Source organism: Micromonospora sp. DT178, assembly GCF_049841695.1.
Classification (GTDB): Bacteria; Actinomycetota; Actinomycetes; order Mycobacteriales; family Micromonosporaceae; genus Micromonospora.
Genome location: NZ_JBNCKV010000005.1, coordinates 133,890 through 154,136 on the forward strand (window position 1 = coordinate 133,890; position 20,247 = coordinate 154,136).

At 75.3% G+C, this 20,247-nt stretch carries 18 protein-coding genes; 11 read left to right on the top strand and 7 right to left on the bottom strand.

Annotation, left to right across the window (positions count from 1 at the left end; translation table 11 throughout):
• Window positions 1-95 precede the first annotated feature (95 nt).
• The 6 genes from ACLQ22_RS11485 (at window position 96) to ACLQ22_RS11510 (ending at window position 9,111) form a co-directional block, all read left to right on the top strand.
• A complete protein-coding gene (locus ACLQ22_RS11485; RefSeq protein ID WP_425692264.1) occupies window positions 96-2,255 on the top strand; it encodes a sigma-70 family RNA polymerase sigma factor in 2,160 nt (719 codons plus the stop codon).
• 97 nt (window positions 2,256-2,352) lie between these two features.
• Window positions 2,353-3,267, top strand: coding sequence for a fructosamine kinase family protein (locus ACLQ22_RS11490; protein ID WP_425692265.1), 915 nt, complete (start codon window positions 2,353-2,355; stop codon window positions 3,265-3,267).
• On the top strand, window positions 3,264-4,277 hold the full coding sequence (gene moaA, locus ACLQ22_RS11495; protein WP_425692266.1) for a GTP 3',8-cyclase MoaA: 1,014 nt from the start codon (window positions 3,264-3,266) through the stop codon (window positions 4,275-4,277). Before ACLQ22_RS11490 ends, moaA begins: the two co-directional genes overlap by 4 nt.
• A 2-nt stretch (window positions 4,278-4,279) precedes the next feature.
• Window positions 4,280-4,558 carry a MoaD/ThiS family protein gene (locus tag ACLQ22_RS11500; protein ID WP_425692267.1) on the top strand — a complete coding sequence of 93 codons (279 nt, stop codon included), beginning with the start codon at window positions 4,280-4,282 and terminating at the stop codon, window positions 4,556-4,558.
• Window positions 4,559-4,571: 13 nt separating this feature from the next.
• Window positions 4,572-5,816, top strand: a complete 1,245-nt coding sequence (locus ACLQ22_RS11505) for a metallophosphoesterase (RefSeq protein ID WP_425692268.1) — start codon at window positions 4,572-4,574, stop codon at window positions 5,814-5,816.
• Window positions 5,817-5,916: 100 nt separating this feature from the next.
• Window positions 5,917-9,111, top strand: coding sequence for a UvrD-helicase domain-containing protein (locus tag ACLQ22_RS11510; protein WP_425692269.1), 3,195 nt, complete (start codon window positions 5,917-5,919; stop codon window positions 9,109-9,111).
• Between the two features lie 87 nt (window positions 9,112-9,198).
• Here ACLQ22_RS11510 and ACLQ22_RS11515 read toward each other — a convergent pair whose 3' ends face one another.
• Together ACLQ22_RS11515 and ACLQ22_RS11520 are read right to left on the bottom strand one after the other, a co-directional pair.
• Window positions 9,199-9,921 carry a prepilin peptidase gene (locus ACLQ22_RS11515; protein ID WP_425692270.1) on the bottom strand — a complete coding sequence of 241 codons (723 nt, stop codon included), beginning with the start codon at window positions 9,919-9,921 and terminating at the stop codon, window positions 9,199-9,201.
• Between the two features lie 10 nt (window positions 9,922-9,931).
• Window positions 9,932-10,960: an EamA family transporter gene (locus ACLQ22_RS11520; RefSeq protein ID WP_425692271.1), complete on the bottom strand. Its 1,029-nt coding sequence runs from the start codon at window positions 10,958-10,960 to the stop codon at window positions 9,932-9,934.
• 227 nt (window positions 10,961-11,187) lie between these two features.
• Between ACLQ22_RS11520 and ACLQ22_RS11525 the strand changes: the two genes are divergently transcribed.
• The 3 genes from ACLQ22_RS11525 (at window position 11,188) to ACLQ22_RS11535 (ending at window position 14,162) form a co-directional block, all read left to right on the top strand.
• On the top strand, window positions 11,188-11,724 hold the full coding sequence (locus ACLQ22_RS11525; protein ID WP_425692470.1) for an LppU/SCO3897 family protein: 537 nt from the start codon (window positions 11,188-11,190) through the stop codon (window positions 11,722-11,724).
• 602 nt (window positions 11,725-12,326) lie between these two features.
• Complete coding sequence (locus ACLQ22_RS11530) at window positions 12,327-12,779, top strand: PT domain-containing protein (RefSeq protein WP_425692471.1); 453 nt, start codon at window positions 12,327-12,329, stop codon at window positions 12,777-12,779.
• A gap of 141 nt (window positions 12,780-12,920) precedes the next feature.
• On the top strand, window positions 12,921-14,162 hold the full coding sequence (locus ACLQ22_RS11535; RefSeq protein ID WP_121397445.1) for an ATP-binding protein: 1,242 nt from the start codon (window positions 12,921-12,923) through the stop codon (window positions 14,160-14,162).
• A gap of 118 nt (window positions 14,163-14,280) precedes the next feature.
• On the opposite strand, the gene ACLQ22_RS11540 is transcribed toward ACLQ22_RS11535, so the two are convergent.
• On the bottom strand, window positions 14,281-14,835 hold the full coding sequence (locus ACLQ22_RS11540; protein ID WP_425692472.1) for a GNAT family N-acetyltransferase: 555 nt from the start codon (window positions 14,833-14,835) through the stop codon (window positions 14,281-14,283).
• 125 nt (window positions 14,836-14,960) lie between these two features.
• Here ACLQ22_RS11540 and ACLQ22_RS11545 point away from each other — a divergent pair, with 125 nt between their 5' ends.
• Entirely contained in the window at window positions 14,961-15,506 is a 546-nt protein-coding gene (locus ACLQ22_RS11545) for a DoxX family protein (RefSeq protein ID WP_425692272.1), read from the top strand.
• Window positions 15,507-15,721: 215 nt separating this feature from the next.
• A complete protein-coding gene (locus tag ACLQ22_RS11550; RefSeq protein WP_121397442.1) occupies window positions 15,722-17,164 on the top strand; it encodes a glycosyltransferase 87 family protein in 1,443 nt (480 codons plus the stop codon).
• Between the two features lie 16 nt (window positions 17,165-17,180).
• Here the strand turns inward: ACLQ22_RS11550 and ACLQ22_RS11555 are convergent, their stop codons facing one another.
• From ACLQ22_RS11555 to moaC, 4 genes are all read right to left on the bottom strand, one after another.
• Window positions 17,181-17,633 (bottom strand): molybdenum cofactor biosynthesis protein MoaE, encoded by a 453-nt coding sequence (locus ACLQ22_RS11555; protein WP_425692273.1) that lies wholly within the window; start codon window positions 17,631-17,633, stop codon window positions 17,181-17,183.
• Window positions 17,630-18,889: a molybdopterin molybdotransferase MoeA gene (locus ACLQ22_RS11560; RefSeq protein ID WP_425692274.1), complete on the bottom strand. Its 1,260-nt coding sequence runs from the start codon at window positions 18,887-18,889 to the stop codon at window positions 17,630-17,632. The genes ACLQ22_RS11555 and ACLQ22_RS11560 overlap by 4 nt, the downstream gene beginning before the upstream one ends.
• Window positions 18,890-18,971: 82 nt before the next feature.
• On the bottom strand, window positions 18,972-19,442 hold the full coding sequence (locus ACLQ22_RS11565) for a MogA/MoaB family molybdenum cofactor biosynthesis protein (protein ID WP_121399159.1): 471 nt from the start codon (window positions 19,440-19,442) through the stop codon (window positions 18,972-18,974).
• Window positions 19,439-19,930, bottom strand: coding sequence for a cyclic pyranopterin monophosphate synthase MoaC (moaC, locus tag ACLQ22_RS11570; protein WP_425692275.1), 492 nt, complete (start codon window positions 19,928-19,930; stop codon window positions 19,439-19,441). Before moaC ends, ACLQ22_RS11565 begins: the two co-directional genes overlap by 4 nt.
• Window positions 19,931-20,247: the final 317 nt, after the last annotated feature.

Here is a 20,247-nt window from a genome sequence, read left to right on the forward strand (position 1 = left end):
GGTGCCGGACCGGCAGAAGGACGCCGGTCCGGAGCGGCGGGGGAACGCCGATCCGGTCGGTCCGCCCACCCGCGACGTGAGGAGGGACCGCCACCGTGACCGGCAGCGACGTCCACACGCCGGCCCACGACGCGGACCTGGACCCGGGGACGCGCGACCCGTCCCACCCGGACGTGCCCGCCCTGGTCGCCGCCGCCCGCGCGGGTGACGAGGCGGCGCTCACCGAGCTGGTCTCCGCATACCTCCCCCTCGTCTACGGGATCGTCGGGCGGGCGCTGAACGGGCACGCCGACGTGGACGACCTGGTCCAGGAGACGATGGTCCGGGTCATCCGGGGCCTGCCGGACCTGCGGGAGCCGGAACGGTTCCGCGCCTGGCTGGTGTCCATCGCGTACCGGCAGGTGCAGCTCCACCTGCGCGGTCAGGCGAGGACCCGGCGCCGCGAGCAGGAGACCGACGCGGACCTGCCCGACCCCGGCGGCGACCTGGCCGAACGGACCGTGGCGGAGCTGATCCTCAGCGAGCAGCGCCGGGAACTGGCCGAGGCCACCGGCTGGCTGGACGACGACGACCGGCGGCTGCTGCGCTGGTGGTGGCGGGAGGCGATCGGCGAGCTGACCCGCGCCGAGCTGGCCAACGCGCTGTCGGTCAGCCCGAAGCACGCGGCGGTACGGCTGGGCCGGATGCGGACGCGACTGGACGAGAGCCGGCTGATCGTCCGCACGCTGCGCGCGACACCCCGCTGCCCGGACCTGGCCGCGCTGCTCCGCGACTGGGACGGCACCGCCGGACCGCTGTGGCGCAAGCGGCTGAGCCGGCACGGCCGGGGCTGCCCGCGGTGCGGATCGCACCGGCACGTGCTGTTGGCACCGGAGCGGCTGCTGCCGGGCATGACGACGTTCCCGGTCGCCGCCGGGCTCGTGGCGGGCGTCCCGGCGGCCCCGGCCGCCGGGACGCTCTGGGCCATGATCCAGGGCTTCTTCGCCAACAAGGTCGTGGCGGGCGCCACGGTCGCGGCGGTCGCGGCCGGCGGCATCGGCTACGCCGTGCTCCAGGCCCCTGACCCCGGCGGCGTCCCCGCCCCGGCCGGCCCCACGGTGGCCGCGCAACCGTCCCCGCCCACGAGTACGCCCACCGCCGCCGGGCCGACCCGCCCCGCCGCCCCGGTGGCGGGAGCCGAGATCCACGTCGCCCCGGGCGGCTCGGACGCCGGCACCGGCAGCGCCGACCGCCCCTATGCCACGCTGGGTCGGGCCGTCGCGGTGGTACGCCCGGGCCAGACCATCGTGCTGCACGGCGGGACCCACCGGCTCACCGAGCCCCTAGTCATGACCACCAGCGGCACCGCGCAGAGACGCATCACCCTCAGCGGCTACCGCGACGAGCGGGCGGTGGTCGACGCGAGCCGGGTGCCCGCCGGCGAGTGGGCGATCACCCAGCGGGCGAGCTACTGGACCGTACGCGGGCTGGAGATCAGGAACGCCCCCGGCCACGCGTACGTCTGCGTCTCCTGCCGCCACACCGTCTTCTCCCGGCTGTCGGTCCACGACAACGGGGGCGTCGGCCTGCTGCTGCGCGACCCGGGCACCGTGGGCAACCAGGTGCTGGACAGCGACTTCCACGCCAACCACGACACCTCGGACGCGGGCGGTACGGCGGACGGGCTGGCGTTCAAGTACGGCTCGGGCACCGGCAACCTCGTACGCGGCTGCCGGATGTACCACAACTCGGCCGACGGGCTGGACCTAAGCGAGTTCACGGACCCGGTGAGCGTCGAACGGTCCTGGGCGTACGGCAACGGGGTCGACCGGTGGGGCATCCCCGGCTTCACCCAGGGCGGCGGCAACGGCTTCAAGCTCGGCGGCGGCGACCCCGCTCCCGAGGTGCGCCACCGGGTGACCCGGAGCGCAGCCTGGGACAACGCCGGCTACGGGTTCACCGAGGCGGGCAACCACGGGCAGCTGCGGATCACGAACAGCACGGCCTACCGCAACGGCAAGGCCGGGTTCGCGTTCGTCGGCTCGCCGTCGGTGCTGCGGCACAACCTGGCCCTGGCCAACCGCGACGAGACGTGGCTCGGCGGGACGGTCGACGACGAGGAAAACTCGTGGAACCAGCGGGACTGGGCGACGACGACCCTGCGCAGCGGCGACCCGTCCTCGGCCGAGGGGCCACGGGGTGCCGGGGGCGCGCTGCCGGAGACCACGTTCCTGCTCAACCGCCGCGATCCGGCGATGGGCGCCGACATGCGGTGACGGCGGTGCCATCCGACCAGGCGCAGCCGGCGGGCTGAGCCGCCGGCACCGTGCGGCCGGCACCCGTACGGCCGGCGGGAGGGGTTACCTTGCGCAGATGGATCTGGCGTACCTGCGGGCGCACCCGGAGCACCTGCCGACCTTCCTGACCCACCAGCGGATCCGGGAGACGCCGGTCGCCGGCGGCGACATCTGCGCCGCGTCCCGGCTGACGCTGGACGACGGGCACTCGGTGTTCGCCAAAAGCTGGCCGGAGAGCGCCGGCAGGCCCGCGCCGGAGGGCTTCTTCGCCGCCGAGGCGGCCGGCCTGCGCTGGCTCCGCGAGGCCGGGACGGTCGCCGTACCGGAGGTGGTGGTGGCGCTGCCCGAGCTGCTCGCGCTGGAGTGGGTCGACCCGGGGGAGCCGACGCCCGGGGCGGCCGAGCGGTTCGGCCGGGAGCTGGCCGGGCTGCACCGCGCCGGGGCGTCGGCCTTCGGCGCCGGGTGGAGCGGCTTCATCGGTGCGCTGCCGGCGGAGAACACCCCCGACGACGGCCCCTGGTCAGGGTGGTTCGCGCGGGCCCGGCTCGTTCCGTACCTCCGGATGTCGGTCGACGGCGGCGCGCTCACCGGCACCGAGGCCGGCCTGGTCGAGCAGGTCGTCGAGCGGATCGGCGAGTTCGGCGGGGACGAGCCGCCGGCCCGGATCCACGGCGACCTCTGGCCGGGCAACGCGCTCTGGGGCGCGGACGACCGGGTCTGGCTGGTCGACCCGGCGGCGCACGGCGGGCACCGCGAGACCGACCTGGCGCAGCTGGCCCTCTTCGGCGGCGCGCCGCACCTCGACCGGATCCTCGCCGCGTACGCGGAGGAGTGGCCGCTGGCCGACGGGTGGCGGGAACGGGTGCCGCTGCACCAGCTCCACCTGATGCTGGTGCACACCGCCCTGTTCGGCGCGGCGTACCGGGATGCGGTCGCCCGTACCGCCCGGGCGGCCCTGGCCGGGCTCGGGCGCGCTACCGTCGACGGGTGACCGCCGCCCCGCCGACCGCCGGCGTCCTCGCCGACCGGTACGGCCGCGTCGCCCGGGACCTGCGGGTCTCCCTGACCGACAAGTGCAACCTGCGCTGCACCTACTGCATGCCGGCCGAGGGGCTGGCCTGGCTGCCCGGCCCGCAACTGCTCGGCGACGACGAGATCGTCCGGCTGGTCGGGGTCGCGGTACGCCTGCTCGGCGTGACCGAGGTGCGCTTCACCGGCGGGGAACCGCTGATCCGGCCCGGCCTGGCCGACATCGTGGCCGCCGTGGCGGCGCTGGAGCCGCGCCCCCGCATCTCGCTGACCACCAACGGCATCGGGCTGGACCGGCTCGCCCCCACGCTGCGCGCCGCCGGGCTGGACCGGGTGAACGTCTCGCTGGACACGCTGGACCCGGAGCGGTTCACCCGGCTGACCCGGCGCCCGCGCCTGGCGGACGTGCTGGCCGGGCTGGCCGGGGCGACCGCCGCCGGGCTCACCCCCGTCAAGATCAATTCGGTGCTCATGCGCGGCGTCAACGACGACGAGGCGCCGCGGCTGCTCCGCTTCGCACTCGCGCACGGCTACGAGCTGCGGTTCATCGAGCAGATGCCGCTGGACGCCCAGCACGGCTGGGACCGCGCGACCATGGTCACCGCCGACGGGATCCTGGCCGCTCTGCGCGGGGAGTTCGACCTGACCCCCGACCCGGCGGAACGCGGCGCGGCGCCGGCCGAGACCTGGCTGGTCGACGGCGGCCCTGCCCGGGTCGGCGTGATCGCCAGTGTCACCCGGCCGTTCTGCGGCGACTGCGACCGCACCCGGCTGACCGCCGACGGGCAGGTGCGCGCCTGCCTCTTCGCCACCGAGGAGTCCGACCTGCGCGGCGCGCTGCGGGCCGGGGCGGACGACGACGAGTTGGCCCGGCGCTGGCGGGCCGCGATGTGGGGCAAGCGGGCCGGGCACGGCATCGACGACCCGGCCTTCCTCCAGCCCGCCCGGCCGATGTCCGCGATCGGAGGCTGACCGTGGCAGAACCGACGCGCCCGGCCGACGCCGGGGCGCCGCTGACCGTCCGCTACTTCGCCGGGGCGCGGGCCGCCGCCGGCCGGACCGAGGAGACCGCATCCGCCGGGCGGTCCCTGGACGAACTCGTCGTGGAGCTGACCGACCGGCACGGTGAGCGCCTCGCCGCCGTCCTGACGGTGGCGAGTTTCCTGGTCGACGGCGTGACCTGTCATGATCGGCGGGCACCGCTGACGGCCGGGGCCACGATCGACGTCCTGCCGCCCTTCGCGGGCGGCTGAGGGAGGCACACACATGCTGGCGGCACTGGCGTTCGTCGCCACCATGGCCCTGATCACCGGCCTGATCCACCTCTACCTGTGGAAGCGCCTGGTCCGGGACACCACCGCCCCGGGGCGCTGGCGCCGGATCGGCGGGATCACCGCCCTGGTGCTCGCGCTGCTCGTACCGGCGACCATGGCCGGCACCCAGGCGGGCCTCTACTGGCTCGCGTGGCCGGGCTACCTCTGGCTCGCCGTCATGTTCTACCTGCTGGTCCTGCTCGTGGCGTTGGAAGTGCCGATGGCGGTGACGAAGCTCGTGCTGCGCCGCCGGGTCGCCGCCGCGGAGCCCACCGCCGCCGCGCCCGAGCCCGCCATGGTGGGCGCGGCGGGCCCGGCCGACCCGCCGGCCGCCGACGCCGTCGCGCAGCCCGACCACGACCCGGCCCGCCGGTTGCTGCTCGCCCGTGGGGCGGCGATCTTCGCCGGGCTCACCGCCACCGGCCTCACCGGGTACGGCATCCGCACCGCCCTCGGCCCGCCGCAGCTCGACCGGGTGCAGATCCCGCTGGCCAAACTCCCCCGCAGCATGGACGGCCTGCGGATCGCCACGGTCTCCGACATCCACCTCGGCCCGCTGCGCGGACGGGCGCACACCGAGCGGATCGTCGCCGCGATCAACCGCCTGGACGCCGACATCGTCGCCGTCGTCGGCGACCTGGTCGACGGCTCGGTCGCCGAGCTGGGCGAGGCGGCCGAGCCGCTGCGCGGCCTGCGCTCCCGGCACGGCAGCTACTTCGTCACCGGCAACCACGAGTACTACTCCGGCGTCGAGGAGTGGGTCCAGGAGCTGGACCGGCTCGGCCTGCGGGTCATGCAGAACGAGCGGACGGAGATCCAGGCCCGGGGCGGCGTGCTCGACCTGGCCGGGGTGAACGACGTCACCGCCGCCGGCACCGGCCTGGGCGCCCCGGCGGACTACGCGGCGGCGCTCGGCGACCGCGACCCGAACCGGCCCGTGGTGCTGCTCGCCCACCAGCCGGTCGCCGCGGTGGAGGCCGCGAAGTTCGGCGTCGACCTCCAGCTCTCCGGGCACACCCACGGCGGCCAGATGGTCCCGTTCAACCTGCTGGTGAAGCTCCAGCAGCCGGTGGTCTCCGGCCTGGGCGAGGTCGACGGCACCAAGGTCTACGTCACCAACGGCGCCGGCTTCTGGGGCCCGCCGGTCCGCGTCGGCGCCGAGCCGCAGATCACCCTGGTGGAGCTGCGCTCCCGCTGACCCATAGCGCGGGCGGCCGGCGTTGTCCAGCACCGGATGCTCAGGTCACGGGTGTGCGTGGCGACGGGTGGGTAATGGCGCGGGCGTGACAGGATGCGGCGTGCCTCCGTTCAGTCCCGCACCCCCCGGCGGCCTCTCGCCGTTCGTCGCGGATCTGCACATCCACTCGAAGTACTCGCGCGCGTGCAGTCGCGACCTCACCCTGCCCAACCTCGGCTGGTGGGCGCGGCGCAAGGGCATCGGGGTGCTCGGCACCGGCGACTTCACCCACCCCGCCTGGTACGACCACCTCCGCGAGACGCTGCACCCGGCCGAGCCCGGCCTGCACCGGCTCAGCCCGGAGGCGGAGCGGGACATCGCCCGCCGGCTGCCGCCCCGGCTGGCGAGCGAGGCGGAGGCGGACCCGGTCCGGTTCATGCTCAGCGTGGAGATCTCCACGATCTACAAGCGGGACGACCGCACCCGCAAGGTGCACCACCTGATCTATCTGCCCGACCTGGACGCGGTGGCCCGGTTCAACACGGCGCTCGGGCGGATCGGCAACCTCGGCTCGGACGGCCGGCCGATCCTCGGCTTGGACTCCCGGGACCTGCTGGAGATCACCCTGGAGGCCAGCGCCGACGGCTACCTCGTGCCGGCGCACATCTGGACCCCGTGGTTCTCCGCGCTGGGCTCCAAGTCGGGCTTCGACGCGATCGCCGACTGCTACGCCGACCTGGCCGGGCACATCTTCGCGGTGGAGACCGGCCTCTCCTCCGACCCCGAGATGAACTGGCGCGTCGGCAGCCTGGACGGCTACCGGCTGGTGTCGAACTCCGACGCGCACTCGCCGCCGGCGCTGGCCCGGGAGGCCACCGTCTTCGCCACCGCCCGCGACTACTTCGCGATCCGGGACGCCCTGCGTACCGGCGACGGGCTCGCCGGGACCATCGAGTTCTTCCCGGAGGAGGGCAAGTACCACGCGGACGGGCACCGGCTCTGCGGGGTCAACTGGTCGCCCGAGAAGACCCGGGCCGCCGACGGCCGCTGCCCGGAGTGCGGCAAGCCGCTGACCGTCGGCGTACTCAGCCGGGTCGAGGAGTTGGCCGACCGGCCGTCGGGGCACCGGCCCGCGCACGCCCGCGACGTCACCCACCTGGTGCCGCTGGCCGAGGTGCTCGGCGAGATCAACAAGGTGGGCGCCCGGTCCAAGAAGGTCGAGGGCAAGCTCCACGAGCTGGTCGCCGCACTCGGCCCGGAGCTGGAGATCCTCACCACCACGCCGCTCGACGAGATCGGCCGGGTCGGCGGGGAACTGCTCGCCGAGGGCATCGGCCGGCTGCGCCGGGGCGACGTCCGTCGGGTTCCCGGCTACGACGGCGAGTACGGCGTCATCACCCTCTTCGACCCGGCCGAGCTGGGCGGCAACGCCGGCGGGGCCCAGGAGACGCTCTTCGACGTACCCGTGCCGGCGCAGCGCACCCCGACGGAGCCGGCGCCGAAGCCCCGGGCCAAGCGCCCGGCGGCGGCCAAGCCCGAACCGAAGCGCAAGGCCGCGCCGGTCGCGCCCCCGCCCCCGATCGCGCCGACGCCCTCGCCGCACGAGCCGTTCGAGCCGATGCTCGCCGGCATGGAGGAGGTCGGCACCGGCCTGCTGGACCGCCTGGACGCCATGCAGCGGGTGGCCGCCTCCGCGCCGGGCGGTCCGCTGCTCATCGTCGCCGGGCCGGGCACCGGCAAGACCCGGACGCTGACCCACCGGATCGCCTACCTCTGCGCGGAACTGAACGTCTTCCCGGAGCAGTGCCTGGCGATCACGTTCACCCGGCGGGCCGCCGAGGAGCTGCGGCACCGCCTCGACGGCCTGCTCGGCCCGGTCGCCGAGGACGTCACCGTCGGCACCTTCCACTCGCTGGGCCTGACCCTCCTCCGGGAGAACGCCGACGCCGCCGGCCTGCCGGCGGACTTCCGGATCGCCGACGACGCCCAGCGGGCGGAGGCCCGCGCCGAGGCGGGCGACGACGAGGCCGGCTACGCGGCGCTGCTGCGCAAGCAGGACCTGGTGGACCTGGACGAGCTGCTGACCCTGCCGGTCGCGCTGCTGAAGGCCGACAGGAAGCTGGTCCGGCACTACCGGGAGCGCTGGCGCTGGATCTTCGTCGACGAGTACCAGGACGTCGACGAGGTGCAGTACGAGCTGCTGCGCCTGCTCAGCCCCGCCGACGGCAACCTCTGCGCGATCGGCGACCCGGACCAGGCGATCTACTCCTTCCGGGGCGCCGACGTCGGCTACTTCCTGCGCTTCTCGCAGGACTTCACCGATGCCCGGCTGGTCCGGCTGAACCGCAACTACCGTTCGTCCGCCCCTATCCTGGCCGCCGCCGTGCAGGCCATCGCGCCGTCGTCGCTGGTCCGGGGCCGCCGGCTCGACCCGGCCCGGCTCGACCCGGAGGCCCCGCTGGTGGGTCGTTACCCGGCGGCCTCCGTCTCCGACGAGGCCGACTTCGTCGTACGCACCATCGACGAGCTGGTCGGCGGCCTCTCCCACCGGTCGCTGGACTCGGGGCGGATCGACGGCCGGTCGACCTCGCTGTCCTTCTCCGACATCGCGGTGCTCTACCGCACGGACGCGCAGGCCGCACCGATCGTGGACGCGCTGGCCCGGGCGAACATCCCCGTGCAGAAGCGCTCGCACGACCGGCTGCGGGACCGGCCCGGGGTGGCCGCCATCGCCCGCGAGCTGCGCCACGCCGACGGGCTCGACGGCTCGCTGGCCGCGCGGGTCCGGCTGGCCGGTCAGGTGCTGGCGGAGCGCTTCGCCGTGCCGACGCTGGACGGCGCCAACACGGTCCGCCCGGAGGACGTCCGGTCGGCCGTCGACCTGCTCACCCCGCTGGCCCGCCGCTGCGGCGACGACCTGCCGCTGTTCCTGTCCCAGCTCGCCACCGGCGCGGAGGTGGACGCGCTCGACCCGCGCGCCGAGGCGGTCACCCTGCTCACGCTGCACGCCGCCAAGGGGCTGGAGTTCCCGGTGGTCTTCCTGGTCGGCGCCGAGGACGGGCTGCTCCCGCTGCGCTGGCCCGGCAGCACCCCCGACTCCGACGCGATCGCCGAGGAGCGGCGGCTCTTCTTCGTCGGGCTGACCCGGGCCCAGGACCGGCTGTACGTGACGCACGCCGCCCGCCGCAGCCGGCACGGCACGGAACGCGAGTGCGCCCCGTCGCCGTTCCTCGACGCCATCGACCCGGGTCTCTTCGAGCGCTTCGGCGAGGCCGAACCCCGCCGCCCCCGCGACCGCCAGCTCCGCCTCATCTGACCGGCGCGTCGGCAGGTCGTCGCGGCTCCGGTCGCCGCGTCAGCGGAGACAATGTCGGCGCTGGCCGCCACGGCGGTGCCGTTCCCGTCAGGCGGTCAGGGCGGCCAGCCAGGCGCCGGTGAGGAGGGCCGGGCCAAGCGGGAGCGGGGTGTCGCGGCGCACCCTGCCGGCGACCAGCAGGACGAGCACCAGCACACCGTGCAGCAGGTGCGGCAGGAGCAGCCCGAGCGCCAGGGACGACCCGCCGAGCCAGCCGAGCGGCAGGCCCAGGACGGCGGCGAGCTTCACGTCGCCGAAGCCCAGCCGGGAGCCGGGCAGCACCGCCAGCACCACGTGGCAGACGAAACAGAGCGCCGCCCCGGCCACCGCGCCGAGCAGGCGCCCGGGGCTGCCGGACGCCGCCGCCGCGCCGGTCAGGCCGACGGCGGCGACCAGCGCGGCGGCGCCGACCAGCGGGTCGGGCAGCCGCAGGCAGGACAGGTCGACCAGGGCGAGCACCAGCCCGACGGCGGCCAGCACGAGGAGGACAGGCAGGACGGGATCCGCCCCCAGGGCCGCCGCGAGCCCGGCGAACACGACCGCACCCGCCGCCGCGCCCCACCCGGCGCCCGGCGCAGCCCCGGCGAGGCGCACCGCGCCCGGCGCGGCCCCGACCACGCGCGGCGTGGACCGGGTGTCCCGCGCCGCGTTCGGCGTGGCGCCGGCGACGTGCGGTGCGGGCGGGGCGGTGAAGTGGCGGGCGACCCGGGGCGCGGCGAGGCCGGCCAGGGCGCCGAGCAGCGCCACGCCTGCCAGCAGCCCGGTCGACACGGGCCGGACGCTACCGGCGCGACGGCTCCGGCGCGGTCCCCCGGGCGGGACGTCGCGGTCTCTCGGTGCTCACCACGAGGGCCACCCCGGCGACGATGACCGCGCCGCCGAGCACCACCCGCGCGGTGACCGGCTCGGCGGCGAACAACGCGCCGAGCGCCACCGCGACCACCGGGTTGACGTAGGCGTACGTGGAGGCCAGCGAGATCGGGGCGTGGTGCAGCAGCCAGACGTACGCGGTGAAGGCCACCAGCGAGCCGGCCACCATCAGGTACGCGAGCGCGAGCCACGACCGGGTGGTCACCGCGCCCAGGTCGAAGCCGCGCAGCTCGCCCCGGCCCACCGAGAGGACGGCCAGTGCCGCCGCCCCGGCGAACATCTCGTAGACGGTGGCGACGAACGGATCGGCGGGCATCCGGATCCGGCCGGAGAGAAAGGAGCCGATCGACCAGCAGGTGGCCGCGGCGACCACGGTCAGCGCCCCGGTGAGCGGCACAGCGTCCGCCCCGCCGGTCGGCAGCACCAGCAGCACCAGGCCGACGAAGCCCAACGTCACCCCGGCCAGCGTCCACGACCGGGGTCGGTCGCCGGTGACCGTACGCAGCAGCACCACCAGCAGCGGCACGGTCGCCACCAGCAGGGCGGCGATCCCGGAGGGCACCGCCACCCCCACCGGACCGGACTCGGCGAGCACCACCAGCCCGTTGCCGCAGGCCAGCAGGAGGACCCCGACCAGCGCGGCCGAGGCGAGCTGCCGCCGGTCGACCCGCAGCGCGCCCCGCCCCCGCCGCACCCGCAGCACGATCGCCAGCACCAGGCCGGCGGCGGCGAACCGGGCGGCCGCGGAGCCGAGCGGCGGCATGGACTCCACCGCGATCCGGATGCCCAGGTAGGTGGAGCCCCACAGGACGTAGACCAGCAGCAGCGCGGTCCAGAGCAGGGCCGGCGTGGCGGCAGCCGTACGACCCGTCCCGGCGTCCGGGCCGGGCCGGGTACCTGCGTCGACGGGCGGCTGCGCACTCGGTGGAGGTGAGCTCATCGGTGGACACGCTACGGTGGCCTCGGCGTCGGCGTCCCTCGTTGGTGGCCGGCCTCTCACCACTCGCACGGGAGGCGTGCATGGCGAACTACGGAGCACCGGGTCGCGGGAACCCGGACCCGTGGCACGGGCGGCGCCCCGACGAGTCGTACGGCCCGTCGGCCGGCCCCCCGGGGCCGGACCGCTGGGAGGACGCGTACGGCGCGACCCCGCCGCAGCACGGCCCGGTGCCGTACGCCTCCCAGAGCGACGGCGTCCCCTCCCCGTACGCGGAAGGTCCCGCCCCGCCGCCGCGGCGTCGGCGCGGGCGGGCGGCCCCGGTCGTCGCGGTGCTGGCCACGGTGGCGTTGCTGGTCCTGGTCGGCGGCGCCGCGGTGCTCTACCTACTCGATCAGGACGACAGGACGCCCGTCGCCACGCCGAGCGGGCCCGCGCCCGCAGCGAGGACCGACCCGCCGGAAGCCCCGGCGAGCGCGACGGCCGCCGCACCGAGCACACCCGCCCCCGAGTCCTCCACCGACCCGCGCTTCGTCAAGGCCGGCCAGTGCGTCCGCAACGACGGGCCGGCCGGTGGCAAGCCCAAGCTGCTGATCAGCGACTGCGCGCCGCAGTCCTACGAGGTGCTGCGCCGGATCGACGGGGCGACCAGCGGCGAGAAGGACGCCGCGGCGAAGTGCGCCAAGGTTGACGGCTACACCAACTGGTACTTCTTCGACAGCGAGCTGGACACCCTCGACTTCGTGCTCTGCCTGAAGCAGCGCTGAGCCACCGCACCCCCGATCCATCGGACCCCCCGAACCACCGCACTCTGAGCGGCCCCACCCCTGAGGAAGAGATGACGACCTACGGATCACCCGCACAGCCGGACGACCCCTACCAGCGCACGCCCGGCACCCCGGGCGGCCCGCCACCCATCGACCCGACCCTGCCGGAGTGGGGGCAGCCGCCCGCCGCCGGGCAGTGGGGTCAGCCGCCGGCCGGCGGCGAACCGCAGTGGGGGCAGCCGCAATCGGGAAGTGACCCGCAGTGGGGCCAACAGCAGCCCGGGAGCGGCGCACAGTGGGGCCAGCCGGACCCGGCGTGGAACCAGCCCGCGCAGCCGCCGGCCCCGGACCCGGGCTACCCGCCGCCGCCCACCTCCGGGGCCGGGTACCCGCCGCCGACCTCCGGGGCGGGTTATCCGCCGCCGCCCGGGGCGCAGCCGCCCGCGGGCCAGGGGGGCTATCCGGCGGCGGGACCGTATCCGCCGGCCGGGCCGGCGCCCGCGCCGGGCAACCAGTGGGGCGCCCCGCCGCCGCCGGTGCCCGGCGGTTACGGGATGCCGCTGGGCGCTCCGCCGGCGAAGAAGAGCGGCGGCAAGATCGCGCTGGTCATCGGCCTGGTGGTGGTGCTCCTGCTCTGCCCGTGCCTCGGTCTGGCCGGCTGGGCGTTCTGGCAGGGCGGCGACGACGAGGACCCGATCGCCGCCCCGACGGTGAGCGCCTCCGCCGACCCGACGGGCCAGCCGACGCCGGAGCCGACGGACGACCCGACGACCGAGCCGACCGACGAGCCCAGCGCGGCGCCGACCTCCGCCAGGCCGAGCCCGAGCAGGAGGGACTTCGCCAAGGGCGACTGCGTGGTCAACGACGGCACGGCCAGCAAGGCCGAGCTGCGGAAGGTGCCCTGCGGTCCCAACACGTACGAGGTGCTGCTGCGGATCCCGGGCACGGCGGACGGCGACCGGTGCAAGACCCGGGCCCCGGAGGCGACCGCGAACTACGTGCACGACAACTCGGTGGACTTCCTCGACTTCGTGCTCTGTCTGAAGAAGCGCTGATTACCAAAACTAGGGCTGTCTAGCATGGACGCTAGACAGCCCTAGTTTTGTGTCGAGACCGATCCCGGTGACCCGACACGCCGGTTGCCCCATCTACGGATGTCTAGTCCCCCAGCTAGACGGCCCGATACTGTGCGATGCGTGGATCCGGTCCGCAACCCGTACGCCCCGGGCGCCGGCCAGCGTCCCCCCGAGCTCGCCGGGCGGGGGCGCGAGCTGGACGTCTTCGACGTCGTGCTGGAGCGCATCGCCCGGGGCCGGCCGGAACGCAGCCTGATGCTCACCGGCCTGCGCGGGGTCGGCAAGACGGTGCTGCTCAACACCCTCCGCTCCCAGGCGATCAACCACCTCTGGGGCAGCGGCAAGATCGAGGCCCGGCCGGACCAGTCGCTGCGCCGCCCGATCGCCGCCGCGCTGCACATGGCCGTCCGGGAGCTGGCGCCCCGGCACCGCGCGCCCGACCGGATCGACGCCTTCCTCGGCGTGCTCAAGGCGTTCGCCCAGCGGACCGCGCCGACCGGTCGCGGCAACGCCGCCCCGAAGCTGCGCGACCGGTGGCAGCCGGGCATCGACGTGCCCGCCGCCAGCGGCCGTGCCGACTCGGGCGACATCGAGATCGACCTGGTCGAACTGCTCACCGACGCCGCGGCGGTGGCCGCCGACGTCGGCACCGGCATCGCGGTCTTCATCGACGAGATGCAGGACCTCGGCCCGGAGGACGTCTCCGCGCTCTGCGCCGCCTGCCACGAGCTGTCCCAGCTCGGCGCGCCGCTGATCGTGGTCGGCGCCGGGCTGCCGCACCTGCCGGCCGTGCTCAGCGCGGCCAAGTCGTACTCCGAACGGCTCTTCCGCTACCAGCGCATCGACCGGCTCGACCGGATCGCCGCCGACCAGGCGCTCTGCGCGCCGGCCGAGCGCGAGGAGGTGGAGTACGAGCAGAAGGCGCTCGACCTGCTCTACGAGAAGTCCGGCGGCTACCCCTACTTCGTCCAGGCGTACGGCAAGGCGACGTGGGACCACGCGCCCCGCTCGCCGATCACCGCCGCCGACGTACGGGTCGCCGCGCCCGAGGCCGAGGCCGAGCTGGCCGTGGGCTTCTTCGGCTCCCGCTTCGAACGGGCCACCCCGGCCGAACGCGAGTACATGCGGGCCATGGCCACGCTGTCCCTGGTGGAGGGCGAGGCCGACGGGGGAGGCCGCGACGACATGGACGCCGCCGTGCCGACGGCGGAGATCGCCCGGGCCCTGGGGCGCAAGCCGGCCAGCCTCTCCCCGGCCCGGGACGCGCTGATCAAGAAGGGCCTGATCTACTCCGGTGAACGCGGCACGGTCGCCTTCACCGTCCCCCACTTCGGCCGCTACCTGCGCACCCAACCGGCCTGACCCGCCGCGACGGGCAGGTGGCGGAGGGCCGTCGGCGTGCTACGCGGGCGTCAGACCGTCGACGATGGCGGCGGGAACAGCACCTCAGACCTTCGACCAGGGCGGCGGGAACAGCACCTCAGACCTTCGACCAGGGCGGCGGGAACAGCACCTCGCCGCGCGGCGGCGGGCCCTCGCCGCTCGTGGCCGGCGGCAGCACCAGTGCCTGCCAGGGGTCGCCGAGACCCGACCAAGGGCTGGTCAGGCCCATCCGGTCCGCCCGGCCGAAGCCGAACCGGTGGTAGTAGCCGGGGTCGCCGAGCACCACCACCAGCCGCTCGCCCAGCTCGGTGGCCGCTTCGAGGGCGGCCTGCACCACCGCAGTGCCGAGCCCGATCCGCCGCCGGTGCGGCGCGACCGCCACGGGACCGAGCGCCAGCGCCGGCGCGGTGTGGTCGTCGGACTTCACCCGGACCCGGGTGAGCAGGGCGTAGCCGACGACCTCGCCGCCGTACTCGGCGACCATCGCCAGCTCCGGCACCCAGGCGTCGGTGTCGCGCAACTCCTCGACCAGCCTCACCTCGGGCGGCGTGGACACGTCGGGGCGGGCGAACGCGGCGGCCAGCACCCGCCGGACCGCGCCGGTGTCGGCCGGGTCCTCGGGTCGCAACCGCAGCGTCGTCACGCGGGGCACGTTACCCCTCACAGCCCGTCCATCAGCGACGGTCGCTCGAATCGGCGTGGCGCGACGTGCACGCCCGCCGATCCGGATCGGCGGTTGCGGGGGTAGCCGGGCCGGCGACGGGGTATGACTGACCCATGAAACCCGTACGTTCCCTCGCCCGCGCCATGCTGAGCGGCATCTTCGTGGTCAGCGGGTTCACCAACCTCCGCAACCCCGGGCGGCTGGTCCCGGCCGCGAAGCCCGTGACGGACCGGGTGACCCCGCTGCTGGAGAAGGCCGATCCCCGCATCCCCACCGACACCGAGACGCTGATCCGGGTCAACGCGGCGGTGCAGGTCGGCGCCGGGCTGATGCTCGCCACCGGCCGGCTCGCCCGGCCGGCGGCGCTGGTCCTCGCCGGCACGCTGGTCCCGGTGACCCTCGCCGGGCATCCCTTCTGGAACAACGACGACCCGGCGACGCGGCACAACAACCAGATCCACGTCCTGAAGAACCTCGGCCTCCTCGGCGGACTGCTGCTCGCCGCCGCCGACACCGGCGGCAAGCCCGGGCTGCGGTGGCGGACCGGCCACCGGATCGGCCACTCGCGACGTTCCGTGCAGCGAGCCGTCCGTACCGCCCGCAGGGAGGCGCGGATCGCCGTACGATCGGCAGCAACGGCCCGACGACTGCCTGGCTGACCTGCGTCGATACCTCCCTCCGGCCGGCCCCTCACGTGTCAACGCCGCGAATCACCTGAACCACCCGACAGGCGTTAACGCGGTTGAAATGTCAAAAACATGTGTGGGATCGGACACGGTCGCATAACGCGGGAGGCATTAACGTGAGGCGCCGTTCTAGGCTCCGTGCAGGACCTGGACGGGTAGGACGACCTTGGTACGGGGGTGGCCACGCCATGCCGGCGACCGTCGGAAGACGGGTGGACCGCCTCGCCCCAGTCCGTCGCGTAACGCGTGGGATCGATCGTAGGACAGTCGTACGGACCGGCATCGTGGCCGCCGTCGCCTATGCCGCATGGCTCGCCATCGGTGCTTTCGGGCGGCCGTACAACTTCTTCGACATGAAGATCTACCACGGCGCGGTGGTGTGGTGGGCGAGCGGTCACGAGCTCTACGAGTTCATCGCACCCGGCACCACCCTGGGTTTCACCTACCCGCCGTTCGGCGGTCTGGTGATGCTGCCGATGGCGCACCTGCCGGTCGAGCTGGCCGGGACGGTAAACGCGCTCGCCAGCATCGCCGCCCTGGCCGTCGTGCTGGCCGGGCTGCTCCGCCCGATCGTCGACCGGCTCGGCTGGCCCCTCTGGTTCACCGTGGGGATCGCGACGCCGCTGGCGGTCGCCGTCGAGCCGGCCCGGGAGACCCTCGGCTACGGCCAGGTGAACCTGCTCCTCTTCGCACTGATCATGGCCGACCTGATCGGCCTGCGCTGGCGGGCCCGCCGGGGCACCCACATCCCCCCGACCGACGGCCCGCTGCTGCGCTTCGTCTACAGCGGCGCCTGGGCCGGCGTGGGCATCGGTCTGGCCACCGCCGTCAAGCTGACCCCGGCACTGTTCATCGCCTACCTGATGATCACGCGGCAGTGGCGTGCCGCGACCACCGCGATCGGCACGGTGATCGCGGTGACGGTCGGTTCCTTCGCGGTCGTCGGCACCGAGTCGCGGGCCTACTTCGGCGGCGTGCTCTGGCAGACCGAGCGGGTCGGGGCCGCCGACATGACGCCCAACCAGTCGCTGGCGGGGCTGCTGGCCCGGCTGTACGACTCGATCGAGACGCCCGGCCTGCTCTGGCTGTCGTTCTCGGTGCTGATGCTGGCGGTCGGCCTCTCCCGGGCCGTCAACGCCCGCGCCGACGGCGACGAGCTGACCGCGTTCACCCTGGTCGGCCTCACCGCCAACGTGATCAGCCCGATCTCCTGGACGCACCACCTGGTCTGGGTGATCCCGGCGATCATCGTGCTGGCCGACGCCGCCGTACGCCGCCGCGAAGCCAGTCGCGGGCTGGCACAGCGGGCCGGTCAGGGCGGGTACGGCGGGCCGCCGGGGGTGACCGGGCTGCGCTCGCCGATCTGGTACCCGACGCTGACCGGGCTCCGGCACGGCGTCGCCGCGATCGGGCTCTACCTGCTCTTCCTGGTCTCCCCGATCTGGCCGTACGAGCACCAGCTCCCCGAGGTGTCGCACTACCAGGACGGCCTCTTCGGCGCCCTGATGGAGAACTCGCTGGCGCTGGCCCTGATCCTGCTGGTCGCCGCCCTGCCGTGGCGCCCCGGCGCCGAGCCGGCCTTCTACGCCGACCGGTTCGGCCGCCAGGCCGCGCCGAGCCTCCGCCGCTGACCGGGTGGACCGCCCCTCAGGGGCAGTTCACCCACTCCTCGGTGCCGTCGGCGAAGACCTGCCGCTTCCAGATCGGCAGCCGCGCCTTGACCTCGTCGACCAGTCGGGCGCAGGCCGCGAACGCGGCGGCCCGGTGGGCGGTGCTGACGGCCGCCACCAGGGCCGCGTCGCCGATGGCGAGCGGGCCGACCCGGTGCGACACCGCGACCGCGTACACGTCCGGGTCGGCGGCTATCTCGGCCGCGACCTCGCGCAGGATCCGTTCGGCGCTCGGGTGGCCCTCGTACTCCAGGCTGGTCACCGCGCGGCCGTGGTCGTGGTCGCGGACCACCCCCTGGAACGAGACCACCGCGCCGGCCCGGCGGTCCGCGACCGCCGCCTCGTGCGCGGCGAGGTCGAGCGGCCGGTCGGTGACCTCGCCGAACGTCGCGGGCTGGCGGGCCGACGCGTCGGCCGTCGGCGCGGTCACCACGCACGCTCCCCGGGCAGCAGCGGCAGCGGTACGAGCGGCACCCGGTCCCCCGGCTCGCCGGAAGTGCCGGGGCGGATGACGGCGAACCCGTCTGCGCCGGCCAGGCCGCGCAGCATCGCCGAGCCGACGTGCCGCACCGGGTGCGCGGTGCCGGCGGTCCGGTCCAACCGGACCAACGCCAGGTGGGTGTACCCGCCCCGGCCGCGCACCGGCTCGGCGAGCGTGACGTGCGGCAGCACCGGCATCGGGCGGCCCGCCAGGCCGGCCAGCAGCGGGGCGACCAGCGAGACCAGGGCGACGATGGCGGACTGCGGGTTGCCGGGCAGCCCGGCGACGAACCGCACCCGGCCGTCGGCGTCGACCAGCCGCGCCAGCAGCATCGGGAACCCGGGCCGCACCGCCACCGTGTTGACCACGTAGTCGGCGCCGAGCGCCTCCAGCGTGGGATGCAGGTGGTCGACCGGCCCGTGCATCGTGCCGCCGGTGGTGCACACGAGGTCGGCGGTGGCCAGCGCGGCGCGCAGCGCCGCCACGTGCGCCGGGAGCGTGTCCGCCACCGGCCCGACCACGTCCGACGGGCGGACCAGGCAGCCGTACCGGCGCAGCCAGGCCGGCACCGCCGGCCCGAGCGCGTCCCGCACCCGGCCGGCGCCGGGCGGGCCGGCGGTCAGCAGCTCGTCGCCGAAGACCAGCAGCGCGGCGCGGGGCTGCCGCCGCACCAGCAGGCTGTCGTGCCCGCAGGAGGCGGCCAGGCCGATCAGCGCCGGGTCCACCGGCGTGCCGGCGGGGAGCAGTTCCTCCCCGGCGTACGCCTCCTCGCCCGGCTCGCGCCACTCCGGCGCCGGCCGTGGCGTGCCGTCGACGAGCCCCTCCGGCGTACGACGGGACTCCTCCACCCGCAGCACGGCCGTGGTGCCCTCCGGCACCATCGCGCCGGTGGCGATCTCGACGGTCGTCCCGTCGTCGGTCAGCGGGGCCGGGGTGCCGCCCGCCAGCACCCGCCCGACCGGCCGCCACGGCCCGGTGCCGCGCACGGCCCAGCCGTCGACGCTGGAGGTGGGGAAGGCGGGCAGGTCCGTACGGGTGGTCAGCGGCTCGGCGAGGGTGTGCCCGTCGATCTCGGCGAGCGGCCGGCTGACGGCGGGGAGCGCGGCGGCCAGGCCGACCGCGTACACCCGGGACCGGGCCTCCTCCCAGCCGGCGGGCGGGGGCGCGGTGGCCGGCTCGGCGGCCGGGGCGGTTTCCGTGCTCACCGGCCGAGCCTAACGGTGCGGCACGCCGGTCGCGCCGTCAGCGGTCCCGCGCCCACCGCTCGGTCGCGGCCCTCCCGCCTCGTCAGTGGTCGCCGCCGCGGAGCTGGTCGACGGCGTGGCGGAGGATCGGCCCGAGCACGGCGAGGCCGTCCCTGGCGCCGCCGGTCGATCCGGGCAGGTTGACCACCAGCATCCGGCCGACGACGCCGGCGAGCCCCCGGGAGAGCGCGGCGGCGGGGACCTTGTCGCGGCTGTGCGCCCGGATCGCCTCGGCGATGCCGGGGATCTCGTGATCGAGCAGCGCCCGGGTCACCTCGGGGGTGCGGTCGGAGGGGTTGATCCCCGTACCGCCGCTGGTCAGCACCACGTCGATCCCGTCGGCCAGGGCGGCGCGCAGCGCCTCGCCCACGGGCTCGCCGTCGGGCACCACCACCGGCCCGTCCACCTCGCAGCCGAGGTCGCGCAGGCCGGCCACGAGCAGGGGGCCGCTGGTGTCCGCGTACACCCCCGCCGCGGCCCGGTTGGACGCCACGACCACCCGCGCCCGGATCACGGCCGCTCCTCCGGGCGGACCCAAAGGCCGGTCTTGCCGCCCTCCTTGCGCAGCACCCGCACCGCCTCCACGCTGGCCGCCGGGTCGACCGCCTTGACCATGTCGACCAGCGCCAGCCCGGCGACGGCCACCGCGGTCAGCGCCTCCATCTCCACGCCGGTGCGGTCCGCCGTGCGCGCGGTGGCGGTGATCTCGACGGTGTCGTCGGTGAGCGTCAGGTCGACCGTGACGCCGTGCAGGGCGATGGGATGGCAGAGCGGGATCAGGTCGGGGGTGCGCTTCGCGCCCATGATGCCGGCGAGCCGGCCGACCGCCAGCGCGTCGCCCTTGGGCAGCCCGTCGCGGCGCAGCAGCTCGACGACCTCCGGCGTGGTGCGGAGCCGGCCGGCGGCGACGGCCAGGCGGCCGGTGACCGCCTTCGCGGAGACGTCGACCATGCGGGCCGCGCCCGCCGGATCGACGTGGGTGAGCTGCGCGGGATCGGTCACGCTCGCGAGCCTATCTTTCCGGTACGGATGCCCGGGGTCGCCGGTACGGGCACGCGGCGGCGGGCGCAGGGCGTCGCCGGCCCGCACCGCCGCACTGCCGTCCCTTTTGATCGCACGTCGGCCGCGACTTCGGGTGAGTGGGCGCCACCCCTGTCGCGAATTGGGAACGCGTTTCCTGCCCGTTGCCCCGCGACCGTTTCCAACCCGGTTCACGGACCGGCCCGATAGGCGTCCTCCCCGGTGGGCGGTGACTCAGGATGCCATCGGCGGAACGATGTCACGTCATTGACTCCGCAACGCCACGGAAGCGATCATCA

Excerpts from the sequence above, each read along its gene's own strand:
- ACLQ22_RS11545 (WP_425692272.1), top strand. The coding sequence starts at position 14,961 with ATGAAACCCGTACGTTCCCTCGCCCGCGCCATGCTGAGCGGCATCTTC.
- ACLQ22_RS11550 (WP_121397442.1), top strand. The coding sequence starts at position 15,722 with ATGCCGGCGACCGTCGGAAGACGGGTGGACCGCCTCGCCCCAGTCCGT.
- ACLQ22_RS11520 (WP_425692271.1), bottom strand. The coding sequence starts at position 10,960 with ATGAGCTCACCTCCACCGAGTGCGCAGCCGCCCGTCGACGCAGGTACC.
- ACLQ22_RS11490 (WP_425692265.1), top strand. The coding sequence starts at position 2,353 with ATGGATCTGGCGTACCTGCGGGCGCACCCGGAGCACCTGCCGACCTTC.
- ACLQ22_RS11505 (WP_425692268.1), top strand. The coding sequence starts at position 4,572 with ATGCTGGCGGCACTGGCGTTCGTCGCCACCATGGCCCTGATCACCGGC.